Source organism: Candidatus Magnetominusculus xianensis (assembly GCA_001541255.1).
Taxonomy (GTDB): domain Bacteria; phylum Nitrospirota; class Thermodesulfovibrionia; order Thermodesulfovibrionales; family Magnetobacteriaceae; genus Magnetominusculus; species Magnetominusculus xianensis.
On record LNQR01000005.1, the window covers coordinates 1 to 24801 of the forward strand.

Consider the following 24801-nt stretch of genomic DNA (forward strand, 5'->3'; position numbering starts at 1 on the left):
ATTAACCTTTCAGGTGATACTTATATCATCTGCTACCCTTTAAGCACGGGGACTTTTAACTTTTTTCGCTTCTCTATATCGGGTTTTGGGTCTCCCCCATTAGGCTCTCTTTTAAAAAGGACACGCTCTGTGTTATATTTACCGAGTTCATAATAAGAAGGGGCAACTACATCATTGAAAATATGTTCATTCAACGTTAACTCAATAAGGGCAAGGCTGGGGCTTTTGTTAGATTGGCTCAGTCACCGCGGCGACGATATAGACGTTCTATGTCTTCAGGAACTCAAAACGGTTGACGAGGGGTTTCCCATTAATGAATTTCAGGCGCTGGGCTATCACTGTGAACTCTATGGGCAGAAGGCATTTAACGGTGTTGCGATATGCTCACGGCTGCCTGTTGTCTCTGTCAGTAAAGGTTTTGGTTCAGACACAGAATGGGACAAGCAGAGGCGCATCATGCAAGTGCGCCTGGGCGGGTCGGCAGACGGCATCACAGTGGTAAACGTCTATGCGCCTCATGGCGGTGAGCGAGGCTCTGAAAAATATAATTATAAATTGCAGTGGTATGAGCAGTTTAAATCATATCTCAGCACAATAGCCCATGATACGAATAACACGGCCTTCGTCGTTGGGGACTTTAATGTGGCACGCTATGACTCAGACGTGTATGACCCTGCTGCCCTGAAAGATACAATTGCAACAATGCCCGAAGAGCGCCGTGCCTTTGAGACTATTATTGAGTGCGGTTTTACGGACATATACAGCCACTGCCACCCGGGTAAAAGCCACTACACGTGGTGGGCATACGGGGCTGCCATCTGGAAAGACCAGGGCATGAGGATTGACTACGCACTGGCAACGGCACAGGCCCTGGCTATAACAAAAGACATTGGTGTTGACCTCTGGCCAAGAAGGAAAAAAACACCCACACCCTCCGACCACGCGCCCCTTATTGTGGAGACAGACGGATCACGACTTAACGCCAACAGTCATAGTAAGGATTTAATTGGGTCTTTCATGCCAAGCTCATGAAACCCCCTTTGGCGTATTACGCATGAATCACACAGCCCACACGCACCGGTGGGGCCTGGGTCATAACATGAGCTTGTCAGCGAATAATCCACTCCAAGCGCTATGCCTGTCTGGATTATCTGTGCCTTTGTCATACTTATCAGCGGTGCGTGTATTTTAATAGTTCCTCTACCCTCAACACCCGCCTTTGTTGCCAGATTGGCCATCGCCTGAAACGATTGGAGGTACTCCGGGCGGCAGTCAGGGTACCCGCTGTAGTCAACGGAGTTTGCCCCGATAAATATATCATATGCCTCCAACACCTCCGCCCAGGCCAGGGCAAAAGAAAGAAATATCGTATTTCTTGCAGGGACATATGTTATGGGAATCCCGCATACCCCATTAGCGTCAACAGCTTGCTCTCTGGCTTTTGGCACTTCCATATCGCTTGTCAGGGCTGAACCGCCAATGCTTCTCATATCAATTTTCATAACCATATGGCGGTGTGCCCCATGAAACTCAGCAACCCGCCCTGCGCTCAGAAGCTCTGTGATATGTCTCTGCCCATAGTCATATGATATAGCATAACACTCATAACCAGCCCGCTTTGCTATGGCAAGGGCTGTTGTAGAGTCAACCCCGCCGCTTAATAAGACAACAGCCTTACGAGGCAGGCCGTGTTGCATATCACTTCACGCCCATACAAAACATTATGCTTTCAAGCAACTGATTAGTGTCTATGGGCTTTATGGTGTTTCTGCATACCTTATCGCTTGTGTGCAGTTCGTCGTTGTAGGCCGTAGTAATTATAATGGGCGGTGGGTCTCCTATTTTTCGTATCTCTTCTATCATTACCATTCCGCTCATAACCGGCATTTGAATATCAGTTATTACTAAGTCTATATCGTCTTTATTTGAGATAAAGATGTCCAGACCTTCCCTGCCATTAACTGCCTCATAGACTTTGGCTACCCTTCTTCTTAGAAATCTTACAAGCATAGCTCTAATATAGTCATCGTCTTCTACGTATAGCAGCGTTATGTTTTTTAACAAGGGCTCATTCATCATAGTTCTATCCTCAGTTCACACCAACCATCATAATTTCTTAATGATATAGTGCCGTTCATATTATTCTCGATTATTACCTTTGCCATATACAGCCCCATGCCTGTCCCTCTTGCCTTGTCCTTGGTTGTAAAGTATGGATCAAATACCCTGGATTTTATCTCATCGGGAATCTCACCACCGTTATTTGCAATTGTTATGATCTTTCTGTCTGCGGCGTCATCCTTATATAGTTTTATCCTGATTATACCGCGAGGGAGTTTCATTCGTTGAAACGTGTCTCTTGCATTGGTTAGAATATTTAAAATTACATGGGCAAAGTCATTAGGATTCCCATGTGTCATCAAAGTCTCGTCTAATTCCTTGTCAATGACCATGTCTGCTGCATATCCTAATATAAGGGACTCAGCCTTGTTTATCTCACTTGATATATTGAATTGCGTTTGCTGTTCATTCCTGATATAGAAATTTCTAAAATTATCTATGGTATTCGATAACACCTTTAACTCTGACATGGCGTCTTTTATGTTTTTATCCAGATATGCCGCATCTAATTCATTATGCAGATACGCGTCCCGTATATCCTGTACTGAAACGGCAACACCACAAAGCGGCTGCCTCCAGTGATGGGATATATTAACAAGCAGCTCGCTCATTGACAGATGCCGTGACTGCTCGTACACTATTTGGTCCTTCGCCCTGTTTTTTTCAACCTCTTCAGCCACTCTCTTCTCAAGATTAACTGTTATCTGCCTCAATTCTTCTTCTAACCGTATTCTTTGTGTGATGTCTCTCGATATTATACATAGTACTCTTCGCCCTCTATATGTAAAAGTTCCGATGCTCATTTCAACGTGAAATACTGTTCCATCCCTGTGCTTGTGTAATCTATGGGAAACTATTGCACTGCCTGAGTTTATAGCCTCATGGATAGTGTCCATGTTTTTCTCAGGTTCTGCTGATAAAATGTCTACAGTTTTGTCTTTCATGTCATCCTTGTTATATCCATATAGATTGATAAACGCATCGTTTAAATCTATTAATTCCAACGTATTGGCATCACAAAGGCAGATAGCGTCATTTTCATGTTTAAATATTAGTCTATATTTTTCCTCACTGTCGCGCAGTGCGGTTTCCATGTTCTTACGCTCTGTATAATCGTCAAATATTGCAACAAAATACCCTTTTTTGGGACTGTAAACATTGATATTGAGCCAAATGTTCAGCGGCTCAAATAATAATTCATAATTTATTGCACCCCCGCCTGACGCTACATTCCCATATATCTCTATCAGCTCAGGATTGTGTTCTTTTATCGAAGGGAATACCTCGGTAACCCTTTTGTGGATTACCTTTTCTCTTTCTAATCCCGTTAGCATTTCGAAAGACTTATTAACCTCTAAATACATGAAATCGGAAGGATGATTATTACTGTCATAAATCATCTCACAGTAAGCGTATCCATTAATCATGTTCTCGTTTTTAGCAAGCTCATCCTCCACTTTTTTGCGCAGTCTCAGGTTTATTGCCTTTAATTCCTCTTCGAGCCGTTTACGCTCTGTTATGTCGTGAATTGTTGAGCAGATAGCTGTCTTACCCTCTATAGTAACAGGTCCGGTATATATCTCTACATCTCTTACTTCCATTTTTGATGTGCGATGGCGGGTTGTTAATAAGTTACGCTTTTTAGCTACTACCTCTGAGGCGATTACCTTTAGTTTTTCTTCGGGAAGGGTCTGTATATCCGGTAATCTCATTTTTAAAAATTCATCTTTTGTGTAACCATAATACTTACACGCCATTTCGTTGACATCCTTAAACTCTAATGTCTCTGGATTGATTATCAAAACAGGCACGATTGTTTCATTGAAAATACTCCTGTAGCGTTCTTCGCTTTCAACAAGGCGCTTGTTTTGGCGGATGTGTGAAATTCCGAAGGATAAGGCATCTGTCATCTCCTGCAATAACTCCACCTCATCACTGTCGAAAGCATTAGGCTCTATGGCGTAAATGTTTAACGCTCCAATAACAATATCATTAATAATCAGCGGTAATGCAATGGATGACGCATAACCCCGTTTGAGCGCATCTTCTCTCCAGGGTGCATATTGTGCGTCTATGGTAATGTTTTGGCATACTACAGGTTTCTGCTGACGAATTGCAGTACCGGTTGGCCCGAATCCTCTTTCTGATTCGCTCCACACTATATCTGCCTTTTCTATATACCCATCATCAAAACCATACGAAGATACCGGAGACACACGCCTTTCCTTGCCCGCTTCTTTATATCCTACCCAGGCCAATCTGTAACCGGCATCATGAACGATTACCTTGCACAGGTCTTTCAATAATTGGGCTTCATCATTATTCGCACGAATTACTTTGTTGCATTTATAAAAGGCGTTTAAAGCCCTTTTAAATTCATTCGACTGCCATTTTTTCATATCTCTATCTTAAACTCCGCCCCGCCATTTACATAGTAACAATTTCGACACCTATTCTTTCCTTTACCTCATGCTCACTACCAAGCATTCTATCAATCATTTCGAGCGTTTTTACATGAAAGTACCTTTCTCCGCATTCAGTACACACCTCTGCATCGACATTCTCTACTATATATAACTTCCCATGAAGCCAATGCTGCCTCCTTACTTTTTTATCAATTGTGTTACCAGTACAAAATTCACAAATCATTTTTCCTCCATTACTACATATGTCGTAATTATTACAAGGGTACTGTTTTCCCTGAATCTGCATATTACATGTACCCTTTCACCCCTGAGCGAGAAACCTTCAATCCTATATCTTGTACCTCTGATATCAGTAATAAGTTTTCTTTCAATTATGCCTCTCAGTATTACATTCTCAACATCCTCTCTTTCTAAAGCATCGTCAAACATTTCATCTTCAGCATGTGATGATATATAATAATCCTTATCTATTATTTTTTGCCTTATTCTCTGCAATATCGACATATATACTAATATATTAATTAGATTTCACAGAATCCTTTCATATCTCTATCTTAAACTCCGCCCCGCCTTCAATATTTCTTACTGTGAGTTTCCAGCCCATGTTGGTTTCGATTATCGTCTTTGACATGTACAGGCCAATGCCCGTGCCTGTAGTCAGCGGTTTGGTTGTGAAGTGTGCTTCGAAAACCCTGTCCACTATATCTTCAGGGATGCCGCCTCCGGTGTCGCTTATGGCGATTATTATTTTTTCAGCGCCGTCATTGGAGATATAAATATCTATCTTGTCTCTGCTTCCAGACGTGGCAGACTGATCTTTCTCACGTTTTAAGAGAATAGCGTCCCTCGCGTTATTAATAATATTTAAAATGACCTGCTTAAACTCGTTTGGATAGCCTGTTATATTATAACTGGAGAGCGCTTCTTCTGATATTATGTTGATTGAGATACTGTCTTTCACAAAATACGCAAGGAACATTCCAACCAGCTCCTCTATTGCCTTTTTGACATCAAACAGGACTTTCTCTTTTGATGGACGTAAGAACTTGCGAAAATCATCGACTGTATTTACCATGAACTCTACATGTTTAACGATTGTTTCCTGTATGCTGCTTAAATATTCAGCATTGAGTTCACCGAAGGCATATGCGTCGCCAAGGTCCTGCGCTGTGACAGATATGACATTCAGCGGCTGCTTCCACTGGTGGGCTATCAGGCTTATCATCTCCCCCATTGCAGCCATTTTGGACTGCTGTGTGAGGAGCTGCTCTCCCTGCTGTCTTTTTTGAGTTTCCTCGATAACTTTATCAATTAGTTTCTGGTTTAGTTGGCGCAGCTCATCTGCCAGGCGTTTGCGCTCAAGGTGCTGCCACAGTCCATCCATTAATATAGTTAATTGACTAACGTCCGCCTGAGTATACTCCCCTGCTTTGTTTCCCACGGCTGTTACCATTACTATCCTATTGATATCGAATGTCGGTACTAACATCAGGTTTTTCAGAGGCACATGACCTTCGCGGTATCCTCTCTTAAACAATGTAGTTGTATCGTAATCATTGACTATGACAGGCTTTCTCTGGCGTACCGCCTCACCCCACAGGCCAGAGTGCTCTATCGAGAAGCTTTGGCTGGTTTTACTAATAGTGCATTCTTTCATTACACTATATGAGAACGTTCCGGCTGTGTACTCAGTCTCATCCTCATTGCCAAATGATATGAAACCAATCGCGCTGCCCGTTAACTCTATACTCTTGTCAAGGGCATAGTCCATTATTTCATTTGCTGGTTTGTCTGCAAATTGATTTAAGTGAACCATAATCTCAAGTCGTTTTTCATTAAGTCTGCGAATTTCCTCTATTTCTTTCTGCTCTGTAATATCTTCCACTATTGCGAGGTGGCAAATGGGCGCCTCACCGCTTACCCAGAGAGGCACACATGTCAGATTTACCCAAACTACAGAGCCATCCTTACGGATATACCGCTTTTCAATGGTAAACCTGTCTATCTCGCCGTCCATTAATCTTTCCATATTGGCCAGATCAGACTCAATATCCTCGGGATGCGTAATTTCGACAAAGGTACGGCCTAACATTTCCTCATGCGAATAGCCGACAATGCTGCAATATGACTGATTAATCATAATAAATCGTTTGGGGATTGATTCGATAATGGCTATGCCTATTGGAGACTGCTCAAAAATTGCCCTCAACCTGGTCTCTGACTGTTTAATTTGATACTCCAGCTCCCTGCGGTGTGTAATATCCTCGGCAGTGCCGACTACCATACCGATCTTCTCGTTGTCATAGATAGGCGCAATGCTTATGTTGATAATCCTTTTTACCTCGTCTTTACGCAATAGCTCGGCCTCAAAATTAACTACCCTCTCGCCGCGAACCGACGCCTTAATAAACTGTTCCCTAACCTGCGGCAGCATATCCTCGTCAAACAATGTCGAAAACGATCTGCCCATTAACTCATCCTTCGAATATCCTGTAATGCAGGTTACCTTATAGTTGGTCAATAAAAAATTGCCGCTCAGGTCAATTGAATAGACAGCGTTTGTCGTGTTATCTAAGACCTTCTGTAAAAACTCCCTTCTGCGGTTCAGCTCTGCCTGATTATCTTTTAAGTCTGTAACCATTTTGTTGAAGGTGTTTGCCAATTGTCCAAGTTCGTCTTTAGTGTTTACTGTGACAACGGTATCGAGGTTGCCGCTTCCTATTGCACACGCGGCCTTTTTCAGGATCAGGATTGGGCGCGTCAGCCATTTTACTATTTTATGAGTAAGGATTAATGCCGCAAGAAGATAACATATAATAAGGACAACAACGTATCGCAGCTTATTATAATATGGGGCGAGGACGTCGGAATAATCGCGCTTAACGACTAATGCCCAGCCAGTTTCGGCGTTTATGGGGATATATCTATATGCAGCAAGCACAGTTACCCCCCTGTAGTCATTGTTGACAATTGTACCTTCGGCAGCATCTAACGCGCGCGCCATAATTGGGGAAGATATCTTGTACTGCAATGGAACCGCCTTCGAGCCGTCCGGAAGTGTATGTTTCAGGTTTATAAGCAGCCGTCCGTCGTTATCCGCTAAGACTGACTCTGTATTGTCCCCGCGTTGAGAGTTAGAGTTTAATGCCTCAAAAAAATCAGAGGCACTGACGCTCATAATGATGACATATCGCGGCTGCGAATCCACATCTATAACATGGGATATATAAAGGTCGGTATCGCCGTCTGCTCTATCGAAGGCAAAACAGACGTAATAACATCGGGACTTAATTGCGCCAGATATGTAAAATTCGTATGAGACATCCCTGTCAATGTCTACAGTTCTTGTGGAAGCAATTACCTTACCGCTTTTGACATCGGCCATCTGAATATGATGAAAGATATTATACGCCCTGCGGTAACTCTCCAGATAATTATTGAATTCCTGATTTCCCTCCAGCGGCACACCGCTTGAGGTATACCACTTTGTTAAACTGCTGCTGACAAATGCTTCTATGTTGGAGGTCAGGCTTAAAATCTGCTTATATATATTGTCCTTCCTGACATCGGCAATTTGATTTATTTTGGTTACGGCTTCATCGAATTGTTCAGCCTGATCGCTTTCTACATCAGTAAACGGTATCCCTATTAAGTCTGTAAACATAAAAAATGTAACCATGACTAGGATAATGAGCAGGCTTATAAAAAGGAACATCTTTGCCCGTATGCTGGCGGACAGTATATCAAGCACAGAATTTTTCATTGATTTGCCTTTGTATCGTAATTAAACTCATCAAGATTATACTTATCTGGCATATTAATGACGTCATAGACAATATTTTTGTCAAAACACCTGAGTATTTTCTCGACGTCCACCGTGGAATCAATTTTCCCCTGACTCTTCAAATATTCAAATATTGATGTAATCTGCCCGTCTTTTTTAAGAGACTTTTCGGGAATGACCGGCACTTCGGACTGCCACATCATATCTTTAATCGATATTTCCGCTATTTGCTCCGGCGTTATCTTAAACTTATCTCCCACGAGAGACTTAATATTTGCCTGTGTCCATGTGGCGGCAAGAAACAGATTGCCTCTGCCGCTCTTTATCCACTTTGTGGCTCGGATTTGAGCAGCCACAACCTCACGCACAACCTCGGGGCGTTTTATATAAAACTCCTTTGAAAAACTAATATATCCGAAGGTCAATGTCTTGTGGATAGCAACACTCTGAGGGTAGTTCATCAGTGTGAGGCTGACAGTGGGTTCCCATACAGAAAACGCGGAAATCTTTTTATTTATCAATGCGTCTGCCATTTCTATGATCTCAAGCGGCACAAGCGTAACGTCTTTTTCAGTCATCCCCGATTTTGTCAATGTCTTAAGCAGGGCATAATGTGCCGTAGAGCCGGGCACATATCCAATTCGTTTGCCTTTGAGCTGGTCTATAAACTCATACCGTCTTGCGACTATGGCAGTAAAGGACTGCTGCATTATGGAAGGAATAATAACGTCTTTTTTAGCCGCCGCTGTAATAGCTGGCATATCCCCTATGATTCCGGCTTGTAAATCATCGCTTAGAAAGAATTTATTGCTGTCTTGACCCTTTAAAAACCGGTAGAAGATAACCGTCAACCCCATTTCCCCAAGCTTACGCTTTAATGTCAAATCCCGGCTCATAACCGTGGCTATCATACCAGAAGGCAGGTAAAGCGGCTGAAACCCTATGTTCATGTAACTATCTGATTTCTCAAATTTATATTTGGAATAATAGGGATTATCTTCAGGCTTGGCGGCATGTGCAGTACCCGGCATCGGCGATATTAGAGCAGAAATCGCAGCAATCACCGCAATACAGGCAATAATCTTGCACAGCTTCAACTTCACCATTATAGACACCACTCCGTGGTTGTTATTGTAACATGTATAACATTTTTTTTCAACGCCGCAGTGCTAAATACCTGATTTCTGAGTGTCCCTGATTGATTGTTCTGCCCCCCATAGGTATTTAAATATTGACAGACTAAATAATAATGTAATATCATCCGATTATAGTACTACATTTAATCCATTAGATGGATTAAAAATATTTAAGCATAGAGAGGGTGTGGTTATGTCAAAAGTCAGGACAACGATGAGAAGGTTTTTAAAGATGAGACTGTTGCTGCTGGGGTTCGTGTGTCTTTCAATGATACTGTCTCAAACGGCATTTGCAGTGCATGGAATCAGCACCAGCGAGCTGGTTAAATCATCAGAGGTTATCATTGCCGGTAAGGTAGAAAAGGCAAGCTGCCACTGGAGCAAGGGAACGGTTATCACCAGGGCAACTGTGAAAGTAAACGAGGTACTCGCAGGAAGTGTCGGCAACAAAGATATCGTAGTCGAGTATGAAGGCGGCAAGGTAGGTGACCTTGAGTTAAAATTAACAGACGCAGTAACTCTTACCAAGGGCGAGGAGATAATCCTGTTTCTCAAAATGGGTGAGAGCAAACTTACCGGCACCGTGTTTTTAATCTCTGGCGAGGCACAGGGCAAATACATCATTAAAAACGGTATTGCCACAAAGCATGGGTTTAAGCTTGAGACGAACCATGATGTTGTTGACAATAATATCCCCGTAAAAGACCTGATTGCTAAGATAAAGACAACTCAATAGAGAGCTGCGTGACTACACATGAGAAATACATGTGCCGCGGTTGTGGATACATCTATGACCCGGCACATGGAGATAAGTCTGCGGGTGTCCCTGAGTGGACATCATTCAACGATTTACCCTCTGGCTGGCGCTGCCCCTTATGCAGTGTCGGCAAATCAGAGTTTATTCCCTGGTAGAGCCTTACCCCTTAAACACAAAACCTCTTTTAAAGACTGCAAGACATGCGTCCACTACGTTTTTGTCGTACAATACACCGCTGTTGGATGAAATCTCACCTAATGCCCTGTCTATACCCAGGGCAGGCCGATATGGCCGATGATTAGTCATGGCCTCAACAACATCTGCTACACAGATTATCTTTGCCTCGATTAATATATCATCCCCTTTGAGACCCAATGGATAGCCTGAGCCGTCTATTCTTTCGTGGTGCTGGAGGATTATCTGTGCAACAGACCACGGGAAATCTACATCTTTTAATATATCATGTCCTATTTGTGAGTGATGTTTCAGCAGATTAAACTCTGCATCAAGAAGTTTACCCGGCTTGCTTAGGATTTCAGACGGCACGTAAATCTTCCCAACGTCGTGTATGGAGGCCGCCATCCTTACTCCCTCTATCATATCTTTTGGGAATCCCAGCTCGTCGGCCATGGCGCGTGACAGGTCTGCTACCCTGCGTTGGTGTCCTGCCGTGTATGGGTCTCTTGCCTCCAAAATAGCTGATATGGCTACTACCACAGAGCCTGTGAGTTTGCGGAGTTTCTCTATTGCCTGCTCACGTTCACGCCTCTCCATGACATGAGCAGTTATATCGCGCAGTATCGCTGTAAAAAAAGTCCCTGTCTGCACAGTCCACAGCGCTCCAGAAAGCTCTATTGGAAATTCCTCACTGTCTTTTCTCACCGCAGTTAAGGTGATCTCCTTACCCAGCAGATAGGAATGCCCTGTCTCGATTGCCGTCCTAAAATCTTTCCTGAAATTATCTTTCTGCGGCCCTGGCACAATTATATCAAGCGGTTTCCCTGCCGTCTCATGCTGGGTATAACCGAATATCTTTGCCGCCCCGTTGTTCCACAGGACTATCTCGGCGTCTGTGTTTGCACAGATGATGGCGTTGTCCGTAGTCTGTATAATTGAGCGCATCTGCTCTTCATTTCTTAATAAATGTTCCTCTGTTCTGGCACGGCTGATAATCCCAGCAAGCGTATTTGCTACTGCCGCGAGAAACTCCTCTTCCTCCTGGGTGTGCTCATGCCCCTCACTCACATATAGGTTCAGCACCCCTAGTACACGCTTGCCCAGTGTTATAGGTACGCAGTAGTGACCGTGCGGGAGCATACCGTCATATTTGTGTTGATGGCGGTCATCTACTGAATTCACGAATAATATCTCTCGTGTGGCGGCTGCCAGCCCGCAGAGGCATTTGCCAACTGGAACCACGCTGCAGAGCTTTAACTGAATTGGATCGAAATTCTTCTGCGCGAACAACACTAGTGCTTCTGGTCTTTCAGCCTCTATAATGTGAATGCTCCCTTTTGCATGAAACACGAGCCACTGGTACGAGAGAATCAGGTCAAGTATTAAGTCAAGCTGTCTCCTCAGAGGAATAGGCTTTAGGGCTATCTGCAGGATTGAATTTATTATTGCCTGAAGCTGACAGTTTTTCTTTAATTGCTTGTCCAGCATCTTACGCGTGGTTATATCTCTGAATACGGCACAAAGGAGTTCTTGCCCATCCATCACTACAGTCTTTGTCCTAAGCTCTACGGGGATGTGACGGCCTTCCCTATGCCTCAGATATATGTCGTCTACGATGTGTTTATCATCGCTGCCCTGCAGGATATTTGCGTATCTCTGTCTTTGCTCATCAGGAAATATTCTATAAAGACTCATCCCCTGCAGTTCTGCCGCCGGTATGCCGAGAAGCTCTGAAAATTTATCGTTGCAGTAGCAAATAACACCAGTTTGTGCATCTGCTTGAAGGATGAAATCCCCTGTTGTGTCAAGTAACTGTCTGAACTTTCCCTCAGATTCGCGGAGGCGTTGTACCTCAGATATCAGTTGAACTTCCGTTAAGTGTTCGTTGTCCATCGCCGCCTCAATATAATATTGTCTTTGTCAACTGACCCGCGTCTATAATAACACTGCGTACTATATATCCGCCAAGCAGTGCCAGTGTTGCCGAGATAAAACTAAGCCAGGGCTTGTGAGTTTTTACCTTTGCGAACAACTCATAGGCCGCAGCAATAAACGGTATCACTATCCCTGCCGCCACAAACCCAATCCAAAACGATACGCTGAATCCACCGCCTGTTACTACAGCCAGTGCGCTTACAGCGCTCTCTGTTGACCTGCCCATGCCAATAAGAAAAATGGCTGTTGCCAATGACAGAAAATATAGCAGGGTAAAATCCACTTTGGTAATAAAAGAGTGGGAGAAGTCAGTTTCATTGGGCGCCCCCCCCCAGCCTCCGCGCTTAAGGCATAACACCAGAGATATAGCTGCAAGCCCATCAATTATCGCAGAAATAAACAGCAGCACGGGAATCATTGGGGTATTCCAAAGAGGCCGTGCCGTCAGTGTAGAAAGGAGCAGCCCTGTGTACAGGGCAACGCATGTGGAAAGCACAAACCCTGAGAGCTTTATCGTATTTACTGTGCCGGTCTTCGACTTCAATTTTAGATAGTCCTTTGGAAGGTTTATAATGAAGTAGACGATGCTTACCCCGGAAAATAAAGAGATAATCCACGCCCCGACAGACATGATTGACTTGTATTGAAATGTTGTAAGAAGCAGCCAGAAAAGCCACGGCCTCTCTAAATCAAATACCAGCCCCACCATCCCTGCCATTATTGGAAACGGTGCGATATACGCCCCTGCCCGCACAACACTCACGTACTTCGCCGGATTTATAAAATCAGCGGCAATCGACACAATCATAGCCCCTGCGCTTATTCCGGCGCTAAACAAGTAGAACGTTATTAAATAGTTCCAGTATATTTCTCTCAGTGTCTGTGTCCTCTTTATTTGGTGATTTCCCAACCTGGGAAACGCGCTGTCAACTTCAGGCGGTTCCTACTGAAATCTTCCCCTTGCCTTTTGAATGAGATGCGTCTTTAAATACTGCCTTGATTCCTTCCTTAAGCGGCTTTACATCTGGCGGCTTCGGTAAGACAAGCATACTCCATAGACCGGCGTAGGGGTCATTTGTTGCAGCGGCATTTTTGCCTTTCATGCCCTTGTCAGCAGAGCATGAGGCCAACGCCCATATTAAAATCGACAATGCTATTTTTTTCATATTACTGCATCCCCGTTGTTATTAAGGGTCTCATAATAGAATCAACTCGAAGAATGAGGGCTCTGCCCTCAAACTCCCGGCAGGGAACTTGTCCCCTGCACCCCATATACAGGGCTTCGCCCCTTTGAAATATTATTATGAGACCCTTAATATGACAACTACCCTATAATATAATAAATCGAAGGCCTTGTGTTCAAGTCTTTTCCTATCTGCACAGTTTTTTTTGTAGCGGCTAGTTTAGATATTTCGCTATTGGGGTCGTTTAAATCACCAAAGACCCTCACACCGGTAGGGCAGGTGCCTACACACGCCGGTAAGTCATCTTTCCCTAATAGCCCGGCACAGAAGCTGCACTTATGAACATACCCATGCTCATCGTTTACGACTCGCGCGTTGTACGGGCAGCTTAGGATGCAGTACTTGCAGCCGATGCACTTTTTTATGTCAACTGCCACAATACCGTCGTCTCTCTTGTAAGATGCACCTGTCGGGCAGACGCCGACGCACGGGGGATTGTCGCAGTGCTGGCACTGCATCGGCGTAAATCTCCTGTTATAGTTTGGAAAATGCCCGAATTCCTGTTCCTCTATGCGGTTGAAATATTCCGTCATTGGCAGTTCGTTTTGATTATGGCACGCTGCCACGCAGGCGAGGCATCCCACGCACCTTGTAGTATCAATAATCATAGCCCATTTTGGATTTGCACTCATGCCTTTGCCACCCTTACGATTATCTCGTTACTCATGATATGCCCAACTGCAGGGTCGAAGTACGTGTCAAGGAAATCGTTATAGTTTATGCCTTTCCCATAGGCAGTGGTCAGGTATTTCGAGAATATGCCGTAGCCGCTTGGCATCCATACAGCCGATGGATGAAGCCCATCGGTTAGGCGCACCCTTACTGTGCCCTTGCCAATATCAGACTCGACAACTGCCGTATCGCCGTCTTTGAGGCCAATGGCCTCTGCCCGCTTGCGGTTAATCCAAAGGCGTATCATGTCATAACGGCTGCTTAACTCCATCAGGTATGGGACGTTGGCGGTCATGGAGTGTGTGTGGATGGCCTGCTTGCCGTGTAGGAGCCTGAATGAGTTTTTGTCTGATGAATCGGGTGCAACAAGCGGCTCCTGCCACCGCGGCATTGGGTCAAGCCCCCATGCCTCAAGCTGGCTTGAGTAAAACTCAATCTTGCCTGATGGGGTCTTACACGGCTTAAACCCCTCTTCCCAGCGCGGGCCAACCTCTATGACACCACCCTTTTTTAATTCATCAAGCGTTACTCCAAAAGGTCTCAGGCGCAGGTCGTTGAGTTCATCCATTGTAAAGTTAAAATATTTCCCTATTCCAAGCCCCCTGGACAGACCGGTTATGATTTCCAGCAGGGGTTTTGTATCATACATCGGCTTTACAACTTGCTGAACCATTGTAAGTTGAGCAACCGGCCCTGAGTGTACAGTATCAACATGGTCGTCCCTTTCAAGGAAAAATGACTCAGGCAGCACATAGTGTGAAAGCGCGGCGGTCTCTGACATCACACAGTCAATAGTGACAAGCAGCTCAAGCTTCTTATACCCGGCGATGACCCTTGCGGGATTTGGATTGGTTCTCACAGGGTTCATATGATAGACGAATCCTGCCTTTAGTTTTCCTGCGAGGGCAAGTTCAGGGACGGCGTGCGCGATTCCATCGGAATAAGAGGCGGTGGGGTATCTGCCTGGCACACCAGCGCCATCGGCCTTTTCGACATCAGGGATTGCCGGGGCGGGGTGACCGCCTTTTTCAAGCTCACCAAGCGTAGGCTTAAGGGGCATAAAAAGCCCTCCCACTCGTTCGTAGTTGCCGATGAGGAAGTTTGCTATGGCTACAGCCCGTGCCGTCTGAAAGCTGTTTAAATATCCAGCGCCGTAGCCGCCGTGATAGCCCCTGTGAATGAGGGCGCGGGGTTTATTGAAGGCGAATTCCCTTGCGATACGGTATATTGTTTCCTTTGGTATGTCGCATATTTTTTCTGCCCACTCAGGGGGGTATGTGACGATTTCATCTCTGAGGCTGTCGAAGCCAATAGTGTGTTCTTCGACAAATTTATGGTCATATAGGCCTTCTTCAATGATAACGTTAATCATAGCTAACAGAAAGGCCAGGTCAGATGCAGGCCTTACGGCAAGCCAGTCGTCGGCCATTACAGCCGTCTCGCTGTGCCGCGGGTCGAGGACAACAAGGCGCGCCCCCTTTCTTTTTGCCTCGGCAATGTCCCTGATTTGCTGGAGTTTGACGCCTCCCGCTGGGTTTCTGCCAACCATGATGATATAACGGCTGTTTTTCAGGTCATTGTCGGGGAGACCGCCGCATGTGGCGTTAAAAGCGGCATTTCGGGCGGTAAAACACGTAGCCCCGTGGGTTATAGTATTTGGAGAGCCAAGCGCGTGCATAAACCTGAAGGCAAGCGGCATGTTGGCCATAGGATACTGTATCCAGAAGACCGACTGAGGGCCGTCGTCCATGATTAGAAGGTTCAGTTTTGTGGAGATTTCCTCAAAGGCTTGTTCCCATGTGATAGGCTCGTATGTGCCCTTGTCAGTCCTCTTAAGGGGCTGCTTAATCCTGTCCGGGTTATATATATCTTGAATATAGGCATGTCCACGCGGGCAGACAGTACCTGCGTTGTTATATGTTTTGGGGTTTCCATCGGCTTTCCAGACACGGCCATTTTTCACATATACATAGATGCCGCAGCGGTTTGCGCCACAGCCCTGACACTGTGTTGGGATTTTGCTGGCATCAGGTCTTACACCAGCGGCACGTTCCGTGCTGCATGACAGTGTCCCAGCCGCAAGACCGGAGGCTAATGCACTGCCTGCTGCCGCCCGCATAAATGTCCTGCGAGTTATCTTTTTGCCAAACGACATCCTTTATCATAACATTTTACATACAGAAAATTGACTTAGCTTGTGAACTCAACGGACGCTTTCGGGTCAGGTCCATATTTATTGTCGCCTCGTGTGCCCTCTGTAACGGCCAGGTATAAATTGTATAGAGGGATGAGCAGAAACCACCCGCTTTTATCAACATCGTGCATCCTGCGAATACCTGCGGCAATCGAAGGGACAACAACAGCAAGGGTATAGATCATATGAACTGCATCAATCCCTAATACTCCATCAACAACGCCAGCCACAATGGAGAATATAAAGTTATACAGAATATACATCCAGTATTCTTTCCTTCTGGCCCTGCCGCTAAATACTGCATACTTTTTCAACACCGTTATGTACCACAGCATGGTGACTCCGCTTGACTCATTATTTTACAAATAATTACATCAGCAAGACGACATCGAATCGTGCCGTCTTGCTGATGTACGGGTAACCCCTATCTCTCTATCGGGTAGTTGGCCTTTACCCAGTCGGCTAGTTTCATGTCTACGGCGGTTACGTTGGTAAAGCCTACGTCTTGCAGCGCCTTTGTAGTCAGAACTGCCCTGCCGCCAATTTTACAATAGACATATATCTTCAGCGCTGTATTGGTCTTGTCTGGGAAGCCGGCAAGGGCCTTCCAAATCTTAAATTCTGCAAGCCCGCGTGGTATATTAACTGCGCCGGGGACACGACCGCTGGTAAACTCCTCCGGCTCTCTGGCGTCAATTATTATGGCGTCGCCCTTATTGTCAGCAATCTTCTTAAAGGCCTCCATGTCGATGAGCTTTATCTCTTTCTTGACCTTTGCTACATGCTCATCAACCTGAACCGGCCACGCCCTGTTAGGGTCTGGTTTTGGCTCTTCTGCTGCCATTGGAACTGATGCAAATACTATAACAACAACCCATGCTGCAGCAATCATCTTTTTGAGTCTCATCACTGTACTTCCTCCAACACTTATAGATTCTACCGGGAAGCCCGATATATCGCTTATCTGTAACCAGAATTTCAACGTGTTTATTATGTATCCCCGCCCGCCGTATTATAACATAGGACGAAACATAAAAAAACAAATTTATTTTATGAAGAACGGGGGGGGCAGCCGTGCTAAAGCTGGATTGCGCCGCTGATGAGTTTGACTTTTACCCGCAGAGTGTTGCTATCATATGTGGTAACGACTGCGAAGAAGGAGAAATGATTTGAAAATTGCTATAACCGGACTTCCAAACTCTGGTAAGACTACAGTATTTAATGCCCTTACGGGTCTAAACGCCCAGACCTCCATATATCCATCGTCAATGGAAGAGCCGCATGTCGGTTCAGTCAGGGTCAACGATAAGCGTGTGGAAATACTCTCGGGTATCTATAAACCGAAAAAGACTACCTACTCTTCCATTATATATACGGACTTTCAGGGACTTACAAAAGGCGACACTACGCACAACAGGAAGGTCTTCGAGTTCATCAGGGATGCAGACGCCATTGTTGAGGTGGTCAGGGCATTTGAAGACGACTCAGCTATACATCCAGACATCACTGTAGACGCAGCCAGAGACGCCTCAAATCTTGAATCGGAACTCCTGCTCTATGACCTCGACCTGGTCGAAAAACGGCTCGGACGTATGACCGAGGCCGCCAAACGCGGCAAGCGCCCCGATGAGACGGAAAAGAAAATCCTCGAGAAATGCAAAGATATACTCTACAAAGAAATCCCGCTCAGAAATGCTCAGTTTACAGCGGAAGAACAAAAGGCCATTGTACACCTTCAGTTTATATCCATAAAACCAAAGATTATTGTTGTAAACGTATCAGAAGAGGCAATAGGCAAGACTCAACCGCTTGTAGAGGAGGTTGCAGCACGGGTCAATTTTGACAAAAACGCAGTCATCGCCCTCTCCGGGAAGATTGAAATGGAGATAGCGCAGCTGCCCCCAGACGAGGCGGAGTCGTTCCTTAAGGACATGGGCATAGATGAGCCAGCCCTGGATAAAGTAATAAACAAGGGCTACGAGCTGTTAGGGCTGATTGCGTTTCTCACCGTAGGAGAGGACGAGGTGAGGGCGTGGACAATAACCAAAGGGATATCGGCGCTTGAGGCCGCAGGGAAAATCCACTCAGACATAGAGAGGGGGTTTATCAGGGCGGAGGTCGTAGCATATGGGGATTTTATCTCAAGCGGTTCGATGGCCGGGGTTAAAAAGCTGGGATTAGCGCGGTTGGAAGGGAAAAGTTACGTCGTTGAGGACGGCGATATAATAAATTTTCGTTTTAATGTATAAATGTTACATTTTTTTTTGCCAAACCACAGGGTTTTCGGCTATAATCAGCGAGCGAGGGAGCTGGCATGGAGTCAACAAATAAACGGTCAGGATAGGGGTCCCGGCCAAAGGAGGGAGCAATGAAAGCGCTGATTTTGACAAACGAGTATCCGCCTAACGTATACGGCGGCGCCGGCGTACATGTCGAATATCTCACGCGTGAGATGTCCAGGCTGATTGATGTAGAGGTACGGTGCTTTGGTGACCAGGTAGTTGACGATAAGTCACTTAAGGTCAGGGGCTATTGTGTTGAGCCAAAGATGGTTGATGACAGTGAAAAAAAGCTGAAGGCGCTTTATTCAGCCCTGTATAATTGTATAACTTTCAACGTTAAACCAATAGACGCTAACGTCGTACACTGCCACACATGGTACACCCATTTTGGCGGCGTACTGGCAAAAAAGTCATATGGGATTCCTCTGGTAATCACTACCCATTCGCTTGAACCTCTGCGGCCGTGGAAGCGGGAACAGCTTGGGCTTGGATATGACGCATCGGTGTGGGTGGAAAAGACCGCCCTTGAGATGGCAGATTCAATTGTCGCTGTCTCAGAGGGGATGAAAAAAGACATCATCGAGCTTTTTAATGTTGACGCCAATAAGATTTCAGTCATATACAACGGCATAGACACGCAGGAGTACTGCCCTGTGGAATCAAAAGAGGCATTGGTGCAATATGGTATTAACCCCGACAGGCCATATATACTTTTCGTTGGCAGGATAACGCGCCAGAAGGGGATTATTCACCTTGTTAACGCCATCAAGCATATCAACGACGAGGCGCAGATAGTCCTGTGCGCTGGGCAGCCCGATACACCTGAGATAAAACATGAAATGGAAGAGGGCATTAAAAACATCAAAAGGGACAATGTCATCTGGATACAGAAGATGGTTCCTAAGAAAGAGGTAATACAGTTGTATACGCACGCCTCTGTGTTTTGCTGTCCGTCGATATACGAACCATTTGGAATCATAAACCTTGAGGCAATGGCATGTTCAACACCCATTGTGGCAAGCGCAGTGGGCGGCATTGTTGAGATAATCGAAGACGGGCAGACAGGCTATCTCGTCAAATTCGACCAGCATAAGGCAAGCCCATTTGAGCCGGTCAACCCTGAGGAGTTCTCAAGAGACCTCGCCGGAAAGATAAATAAAATCCTGTCTGACAAGGAGCTTGCACACTCAATGGGGCAAAAGGGAAGAGTACGGGCGGAGAGATACTTCAGTTGGAGCGCTATAGCAGCCGAAGTCATCAATTTATATGGAAAACTCGTTTAATAGTTTTAGATAAACTAAGTTATTAAAGAGAGGTGCCGGATGTTGACTAATCCATTTGTCATAAGAGATATAAGGCCAAGCATCGATGCTGGGACAAATCCAATAAAGAGAGAGGTGGGGGATGTCCTTACTGTCAGGGCAACGGTCTTTAGGGACGGCCACGATATAACCAAAGCCGTACTGAAATATAAAGAGAAATACTCCGGTGACCAGTGGGAACACATAGATATGCTGTCAGTTAATCCAGGCCTTGACTTATGGGAGGGCAGCTTTGTCCTTGAGAAAAACACCCGTTACCTGTACACAATAGAGGCATATACAGATGTCTTTTCCTCATGGCTCAAGGATACCCTGAAGAAATATGAATCAGGACAAGATATAAAAAGCGAACTGGCCGAGGGTGAAATATTAATTGCCGGTGTTGCCGAACATATCGCTACTGAAGAAGAGAAGAGATACTTTAGCGATGTAGTGGAAATCATAAAGCAAAAGAGGGCGGCTAAAGATAAACTTAAAATAATGTCCGACCCGCTCCTTATGGATGTTATTAAAAGGTACGCCCTTCGCGCCGACCTGACAGTGTACGAGCCGTATCTTGAGGTAATTGTTGACAGGCAGAGGGCGCGCTATGCGGCATGGTATGAGTTTTTCCCACGCTCTGCCGGGAAAGACCCAACGAGGAGTTCGACATTTAAGGAGTGTATTGAGAGACTTCCAGCGATAAAGGAGATGGGCTTTGATGTAGTCTATCTGCCTCCCATTCATCCCATCGGAAAGACAAAGCGCAAAGGCCCAAATAACTCACTGACTGCCGGACCTAACGACCCCGGCTCACCATACGCAATCGGAAATGCCAAAGGCGGGCACATGGCCGTTGAGCCAGGGCTTGGGACGATTAAAGATTTCGAACGCTTCGAGAAGGCATGCAGGGCTCTTGATATGGAAGTAGCCCTCGATTTTGCAATCAACTGTTCCCCTGACCATCCATACGTCAAAGAGCATCCTGAATGGTTTTTCAAACGTCCTGACGGTTCGATTAAATACGCTGAAAATCCCCCTAAAAAATATGAAGACATATATCCTCTTAACTTCTACGCACCCGATGGCTCATGGAAGGCGCTATGGGAGGAGATGAAGACAATCCTAACCTTTTGGATAGAAAAAGGTGTAAGGATATTCAGGGTGGATAATCCGCATACGAAACCTGTCCCGTTTTGGAAGTGGTTGATAACAGAACTACAGAAGCAATACCCTGATGTGATATTTCTGGCCGAGGCATTTACAAGACCACCTGTGATGAGAGAGCTTGCTGCGGTTGGTTTTACCCAGTCATATACGTATTTCACATGGAGGAATTTTAAGGGAGAGATAATAGACTACTTCACTGAGTTGACACAGTCAGAGGTAAAGGAATGTATGCGGGGAAATCTCTTTGCCAATACGCCGGACATCTTGCCACAGATACTTCAGATAGGGGGGCGGGCGGCCTTTAAGATGAGATTTGTCCTTGCCGCCACACTATCCTCAGTCTATGGCATATACAGCGGCTATGAACTCTGCGAAAATAATGCGGTAGATGGAAAAGAGGAGTATCTGAACTCTGAGAAATATGAGTTCAAGGTATGGGACTGGGACAAACCAGGCAACATAACAGACTTTATCACACTAATAAATAAGATCAGGCGAGAAAACCCGGCCCTTCATTATTATAAAAATCTACGGTTTTTCCGCTCTGACAATGAAAATATCCTGTTTTATGGGAAGACATCACCGGATGGTAAGAACACTGTCCTTGTAGTAGCCAACCTTGACCCGTTTCAGAGCCACAACTCGATGGTATATATCCCGCTGCAAGACCTGGGGATAGGATATGATGAGACCTATGAGCTTCAGAATCTGATAAACGGCGAGAGAAAGTTGTGCAAGGGGGAGGAGTTTTTCGTAACGCTTAATCCGGACTGGGAGCCTGCCTTTGTCTTCAGGCTCGACAGGTGGACGCACAAGGAGGAGAAATTCGACTACTTCGGGATGTAATTTGAGATGTCTTGAGTCATGAATATTCTTAGGCTTATCGCGAACAACTGTGCCGATTTGGTCAGGAACAGAGAGGTACTCATAGAGCTGGCGCGGAGGGATTTTAAGTCCAGATATCTGGGGTCGTTTCTGGGTGTTCTCTGGGCGTTTGTGAACCCGGCGGTCTATATAGCAATCCTGTGGTTTGTCTTTCAACTAGGCTTTAAAGCAATGCCGACAGACAATGTACCATTCATCTTGTGGCTGATTCCAGGCATAATTGCGTGGTTTTTTATATCTGACGGCATAGCGGGCGCTACGCACTCTATATTGGATTACAGTTTTTTAGTAAAAAAGGTAGTTTTTCGGGTAAGTGTGCTGCCCATTGTGAAGATCATCTCTGCCCTTTACGTACATTTATTTTTCCTTGTCTTCTTATTCATCGTGTTTTTAGTTTACGGCTTTGGTATTTCGATTTATTCGCTTCAAGTGCTTTATTACCTGTTTGCCTCGCTTATGCTGGTGCTGGGGATTTCATGGATAACATCCTCTGTAGCGATTTTCTTCAGAGACGCAGGGCAGATAGTCCAGATGGCCCTGCAGTTTGGGTTTTGGCTTACGCCGGTGTTTTGGTCTGTGAAGTCGGTGCCGCAGAAATATCTGTTTTTGCTAAAGCTAAACCCGCTGTATTATATAATTAGCGGCTACAGGAACAGCTTTATATATAAGATATGGTTTTGGGAGACCCCGCTGTTAACACTGTATTACTGGGTTGTTACAGCGGTAGTTTTGGTAACAGGTTTGAGGTTATTTCGCAAGATGAGGCCGCACTTTGCAGATATGCTTTAAAGAGGGGGATTAGGCCGTGCTGATAAGCGCTGACACCGACCATGTACACGCCGCCGTTGGTGAAGAGGCCATTATCGAGGCAGCCTCACTGACAAAGGTCTATAAACTCTATAAGCGGGCAGTGGACAGGCTGAAGGAGGCCCTGAACCCCTTCAACAAAAGATACCATGAGGATTTCTACGCCCTAAGGGATGTCAGTTTTAAAGCAATAAAGGGCCGGACAGTCGGCATAATAGGGAAAAACGGGGCTGGCAAGTCCACGCTGCTGCAAATACTGACAGGGGTGTTGACACCGACAAGCGGCGTATTAACCAAAAGCGGCAGGCTCTCTGCGCTGCTTGAGCTTGGCGCAGGGTTCAACCCCGAACTCACCGGCATAGAGAATATCTACTTCAACGGCACAATAATGGGCTACAGCCGCACAGAGATAGACGAAAGGCTTGGGGAGATAATCGCCTTTGCCGACATAGGGGAGTTCATCCATCAGCCCGTTAAGACCTACTCAAGCGGGATGTTTGTGAGGCTGGCATTTGCCGTGTCCGTAAGTGTGGAGCCTGATATCCTAATAATCGACGAGGCGCTGAGTGTCGGAGATATCAGATTTCAAATCAAGTGTTTCCGCAAAATAACAGATTTCAAAAACAGCGGTAAATGTATCATCCTTGTCTCACACGACATCGGGGCAATAAAAAGGCTCTGCGACAGCGTGATATGGCTGAGAGACGGGCAGGTTTATTTAAACGGTGACCCGGAATATGTGTGTAAGGAATATATGTCATACATGTTTTATGACGGCTCTTCTACTGAAAATAAATACGCACTTGCCCCGGAGCCGACGGCTTCAGGCGGCGTAATAGAATGGGAAGACGTCAGAGGGTATGCCTCATTTGGCGAGGGGGGGGCGGAGATTCTTCGTGTTGTCATGCTTTCGTGTGAAACAAGCCGCAGGCTTAATGTATTAAAAGGCGGTGAAAGGGTGAAATTTATAGTCGAGGCAGACATAAACAGCGACATTGTAAGCCCCGGCTGCGGCATCACGCTAAAAGACAACTACGGCACGTACATGTTTACAATAAACAACTACATATACAACGTTCAGATAGAACCCTTTACGGACACACTCAGGCTCCACGTAGAGTTTGATTTTCACTTTCCCCACCTGAAATCAGGCAATTATTCGTTTTCCGTATCCATCTCTGACGGCACCGTAGAGAGCCACATCCAAAATCACTGGATACACGAGGCATATGTCATACAACTGATAAACAGCGACATAAAGTACAACATGGGCTGCTATTTAATTCTGGAAAATGTAGACATAACGGTCAACACAGGGAAGAGATAGTCAAGCACCTGACTTTATCGCTTCGAAGGCGTAAGTGCGAGAAATAAAAGGAAACAGCGAGGACATGGAGGCACTACACCTTGGCTTACGGCGATTGGTAGAAGGTGATTCAGGTGGATACGTTGCGGGCAGTGGTGGTTCGTTTCAGTCCAAACGTTTGATAGATGCTTCTCTGAAGCTCGCTAACGTTGGATGCGATGGCATAGCGTTTCTTTGATGAAATGTCCAGTAGGATACTGGATTGCGCGTACAGGAGCTCATCTCGCAGACGCGCGAAACTCATTGGAATCTGCCTGATCTCCAGGCGGTTCAACGACTGTTTGGCAATTGCATAGGCCATGTAACAGATTGCGATGTGTGCACATATACGACTTGGGGGTCCAGTGAAGCACAGGACGAAATTTCAGGTCATGTTTCTGGGCTCGGAATGCCTCCTCTATTTGCCATAACCGAGGCTGGAAGTACTTCTGTCGCCTCCTGTTCTGGTAGTGAGTTAGTTATCACGCCATGTATCCCATCCCAATCGGATTCGATTTTACCGGTATCTAACTCAATACTCTCTACCCGTATATATTTTGATGTG

The 24801-nt window shown here is 45.5% G+C and carries 23 protein-coding genes; 9 read left to right on the forward strand and 14 right to left on the reverse strand.

Going from position 1 to position 24801, the window contains the following annotated elements; genetic code table 11:
• The first annotated feature begins 174 nt into the window (after window positions 1-174).
• Entirely contained in the window at window positions 175-1032 is an 858-nt protein-coding gene (gene xth / locus ASN18_RS01040) for an exodeoxyribonuclease III (protein ID WP_085050746.1), read from the forward strand.
• On the opposite strand, the gene queC is transcribed toward xth, so the two are convergent.
• From queC to ASN18_RS01075, 7 genes are read right to left on the reverse strand one after another with little or no spacing between them, the layout of a single operon-like run.
• Window positions 990-1685, reverse strand: a complete 696-nt coding sequence (gene queC / locus ASN18_RS01045; protein WP_085050767.1) for a 7-cyano-7-deazaguanine synthase QueC — start codon at window positions 1683-1685, stop codon at window positions 990-992. The genes xth and queC overlap by 43 nt on opposite strands.
• A gap of 13 nt (window positions 1686-1698) precedes the next feature.
• On the reverse strand, window positions 1699-2079 hold the full coding sequence (locus ASN18_RS01050) for a response regulator (protein WP_085050747.1): 381 nt from the start codon (window positions 2077-2079) through the stop codon (window positions 1699-1701).
• Window positions 2076-4520, reverse strand: coding sequence for a PAS domain S-box protein (locus ASN18_RS01055; protein WP_085050748.1), 2445 nt, complete (start codon window positions 4518-4520; stop codon window positions 2076-2078). The genes ASN18_RS01050 and ASN18_RS01055 overlap by 4 nt, the downstream gene beginning before the upstream one ends.
• Window positions 4521-4548: 28 nt before the next feature.
• On the reverse strand, window positions 4549-4770 hold the full coding sequence (locus ASN18_RS01060; RefSeq protein WP_236861413.1) for a YgiT-type zinc finger protein: 222 nt from the start codon (window positions 4768-4770) through the stop codon (window positions 4549-4551).
• Complete coding sequence (locus tag ASN18_RS01065) at window positions 4767-5042, reverse strand: DUF4258 domain-containing protein (RefSeq protein ID WP_236861414.1); 276 nt, start codon at window positions 5040-5042, stop codon at window positions 4767-4769. The genes ASN18_RS01060 and ASN18_RS01065 overlap by 4 nt, the downstream gene beginning before the upstream one ends.
• A gap of 46 nt (window positions 5043-5088) precedes the next feature.
• Window positions 5089-8310: a PAS domain S-box protein gene (locus tag ASN18_RS01070; RefSeq protein WP_085050751.1), complete on the reverse strand. Its 3222-nt coding sequence runs from the start codon at window positions 8308-8310 to the stop codon at window positions 5089-5091.
• Entirely contained in the window at window positions 8307-9437 is a 1131-nt protein-coding gene (locus tag ASN18_RS01075) for an ABC transporter substrate-binding protein (RefSeq protein ID WP_085050752.1), read from the reverse strand. The genes ASN18_RS01070 and ASN18_RS01075 overlap by 4 nt, the downstream gene beginning before the upstream one ends.
• A 223-nt stretch (window positions 9438-9660) precedes the next feature.
• Here ASN18_RS01075 and ASN18_RS01080 point away from each other — a divergent pair, with 223 nt between their 5' ends.
• Window positions 9661-10203, forward strand: a complete 543-nt coding sequence (locus ASN18_RS01080) for a hypothetical protein (RefSeq protein WP_085050753.1) — start codon at window positions 9661-9663, stop codon at window positions 10201-10203.
• A gap of 29 nt (window positions 10204-10232) precedes the next feature.
• Window positions 10233-10379 carry a rubredoxin gene (locus ASN18_RS17875; protein WP_085050754.1) on the forward strand — a complete coding sequence of 49 codons (147 nt, stop codon included), beginning with the start codon at window positions 10233-10235 and terminating at the stop codon, window positions 10377-10379.
• A gap of 4 nt (window positions 10380-10383) precedes the next feature.
• On the opposite strand, the gene ASN18_RS01090 is transcribed toward ASN18_RS17875, so the two are convergent.
• The 7 genes from ASN18_RS01090 to ASN18_RS01120 form a co-directional block, all read right to left on the reverse strand.
• On the reverse strand, window positions 10384-12294 hold the full coding sequence (locus ASN18_RS01090) for a PAS domain S-box protein (RefSeq protein ID WP_085050755.1): 1911 nt from the start codon (window positions 12292-12294) through the stop codon (window positions 10384-10386).
• 7 nt (window positions 12295-12301) lie between these two features.
• Complete coding sequence (gene nrfD / locus ASN18_RS01095) at window positions 12302-13246, reverse strand: NrfD/PsrC family molybdoenzyme membrane anchor subunit (RefSeq protein ID WP_085050756.1); 945 nt, start codon at window positions 13244-13246, stop codon at window positions 12302-12304.
• Window positions 13247-13268: 22 nt separating this feature from the next.
• Window positions 13269-13502, reverse strand: coding sequence for a hypothetical protein (locus ASN18_RS01100; RefSeq protein WP_085050757.1), 234 nt, complete (start codon window positions 13500-13502; stop codon window positions 13269-13271).
• 158 nt (window positions 13503-13660) lie between these two features.
• Window positions 13661-14212 (reverse strand): 4Fe-4S dicluster domain-containing protein, encoded by a 552-nt coding sequence (locus ASN18_RS01105; RefSeq protein ID WP_085050758.1) that lies wholly within the window; start codon window positions 14210-14212, stop codon window positions 13661-13663.
• A complete protein-coding gene (locus ASN18_RS01110; protein ID WP_085050759.1) occupies window positions 14209-16407 on the reverse strand; it encodes a molybdopterin-containing oxidoreductase family protein in 2199 nt (732 codons plus the stop codon). Before ASN18_RS01110 ends, ASN18_RS01105 begins: the two co-directional genes overlap by 4 nt.
• A 35-nt stretch (window positions 16408-16442) precedes the next feature.
• Window positions 16443-16781: a DUF805 domain-containing protein gene (locus ASN18_RS01115; protein WP_085050760.1), complete on the reverse strand. Its 339-nt coding sequence runs from the start codon at window positions 16779-16781 to the stop codon at window positions 16443-16445.
• An 89-nt stretch (window positions 16782-16870) separates the two neighbouring features.
• Window positions 16871-17353, reverse strand: a complete 483-nt coding sequence (locus ASN18_RS01120; RefSeq protein WP_085050761.1) for a rhodanese-like domain-containing protein — start codon at window positions 17351-17353, stop codon at window positions 16871-16873.
• A 262-nt stretch (window positions 17354-17615) separates the two neighbouring features.
• Here ASN18_RS01120 and ychF point away from each other — a divergent pair, with 262 nt between their 5' ends.
• From ychF to ASN18_RS17000, 6 genes are all read left to right on the forward strand, one after another.
• Window positions 17616-18695, forward strand: a complete 1080-nt coding sequence (ychF, locus tag ASN18_RS01125; protein WP_236861415.1) for a redox-regulated ATPase YchF — start codon at window positions 17616-17618, stop codon at window positions 18693-18695.
• A 119-nt stretch (window positions 18696-18814) separates the two neighbouring features.
• Entirely contained in the window at window positions 18815-20011 is a 1197-nt protein-coding gene (glgA, locus tag ASN18_RS01130; RefSeq protein WP_085050763.1) for a glycogen synthase, read from the forward strand.
• Between the two features lie 39 nt (window positions 20012-20050).
• Complete coding sequence (locus ASN18_RS01135) at window positions 20051-22045, forward strand: alpha-1,4-glucan--maltose-1-phosphate maltosyltransferase (RefSeq protein ID WP_085050764.1); 1995 nt, start codon at window positions 20051-20053, stop codon at window positions 22043-22045.
• Window positions 22046-22063: 18 nt separating this feature from the next.
• Window positions 22064-22873, forward strand: a complete 810-nt coding sequence (locus tag ASN18_RS01140) for an ABC transporter permease (protein ID WP_085050765.1) — start codon at window positions 22064-22066, stop codon at window positions 22871-22873.
• Between the two features lie 16 nt (window positions 22874-22889).
• Window positions 22890-24218 (forward strand): ABC transporter ATP-binding protein, encoded by a 1329-nt coding sequence (locus ASN18_RS01145; protein WP_085050766.1) that lies wholly within the window; start codon window positions 22890-22892, stop codon window positions 24216-24218.
• 34 nt (window positions 24219-24252) lie between these two features.
• Window positions 24253-24435, forward strand: coding sequence for a hypothetical protein (locus ASN18_RS17000; protein WP_157072763.1), 183 nt, complete (start codon window positions 24253-24255; stop codon window positions 24433-24435).
• The last annotated feature ends 366 nt before the right edge of the window (window positions 24436-24801 follow it).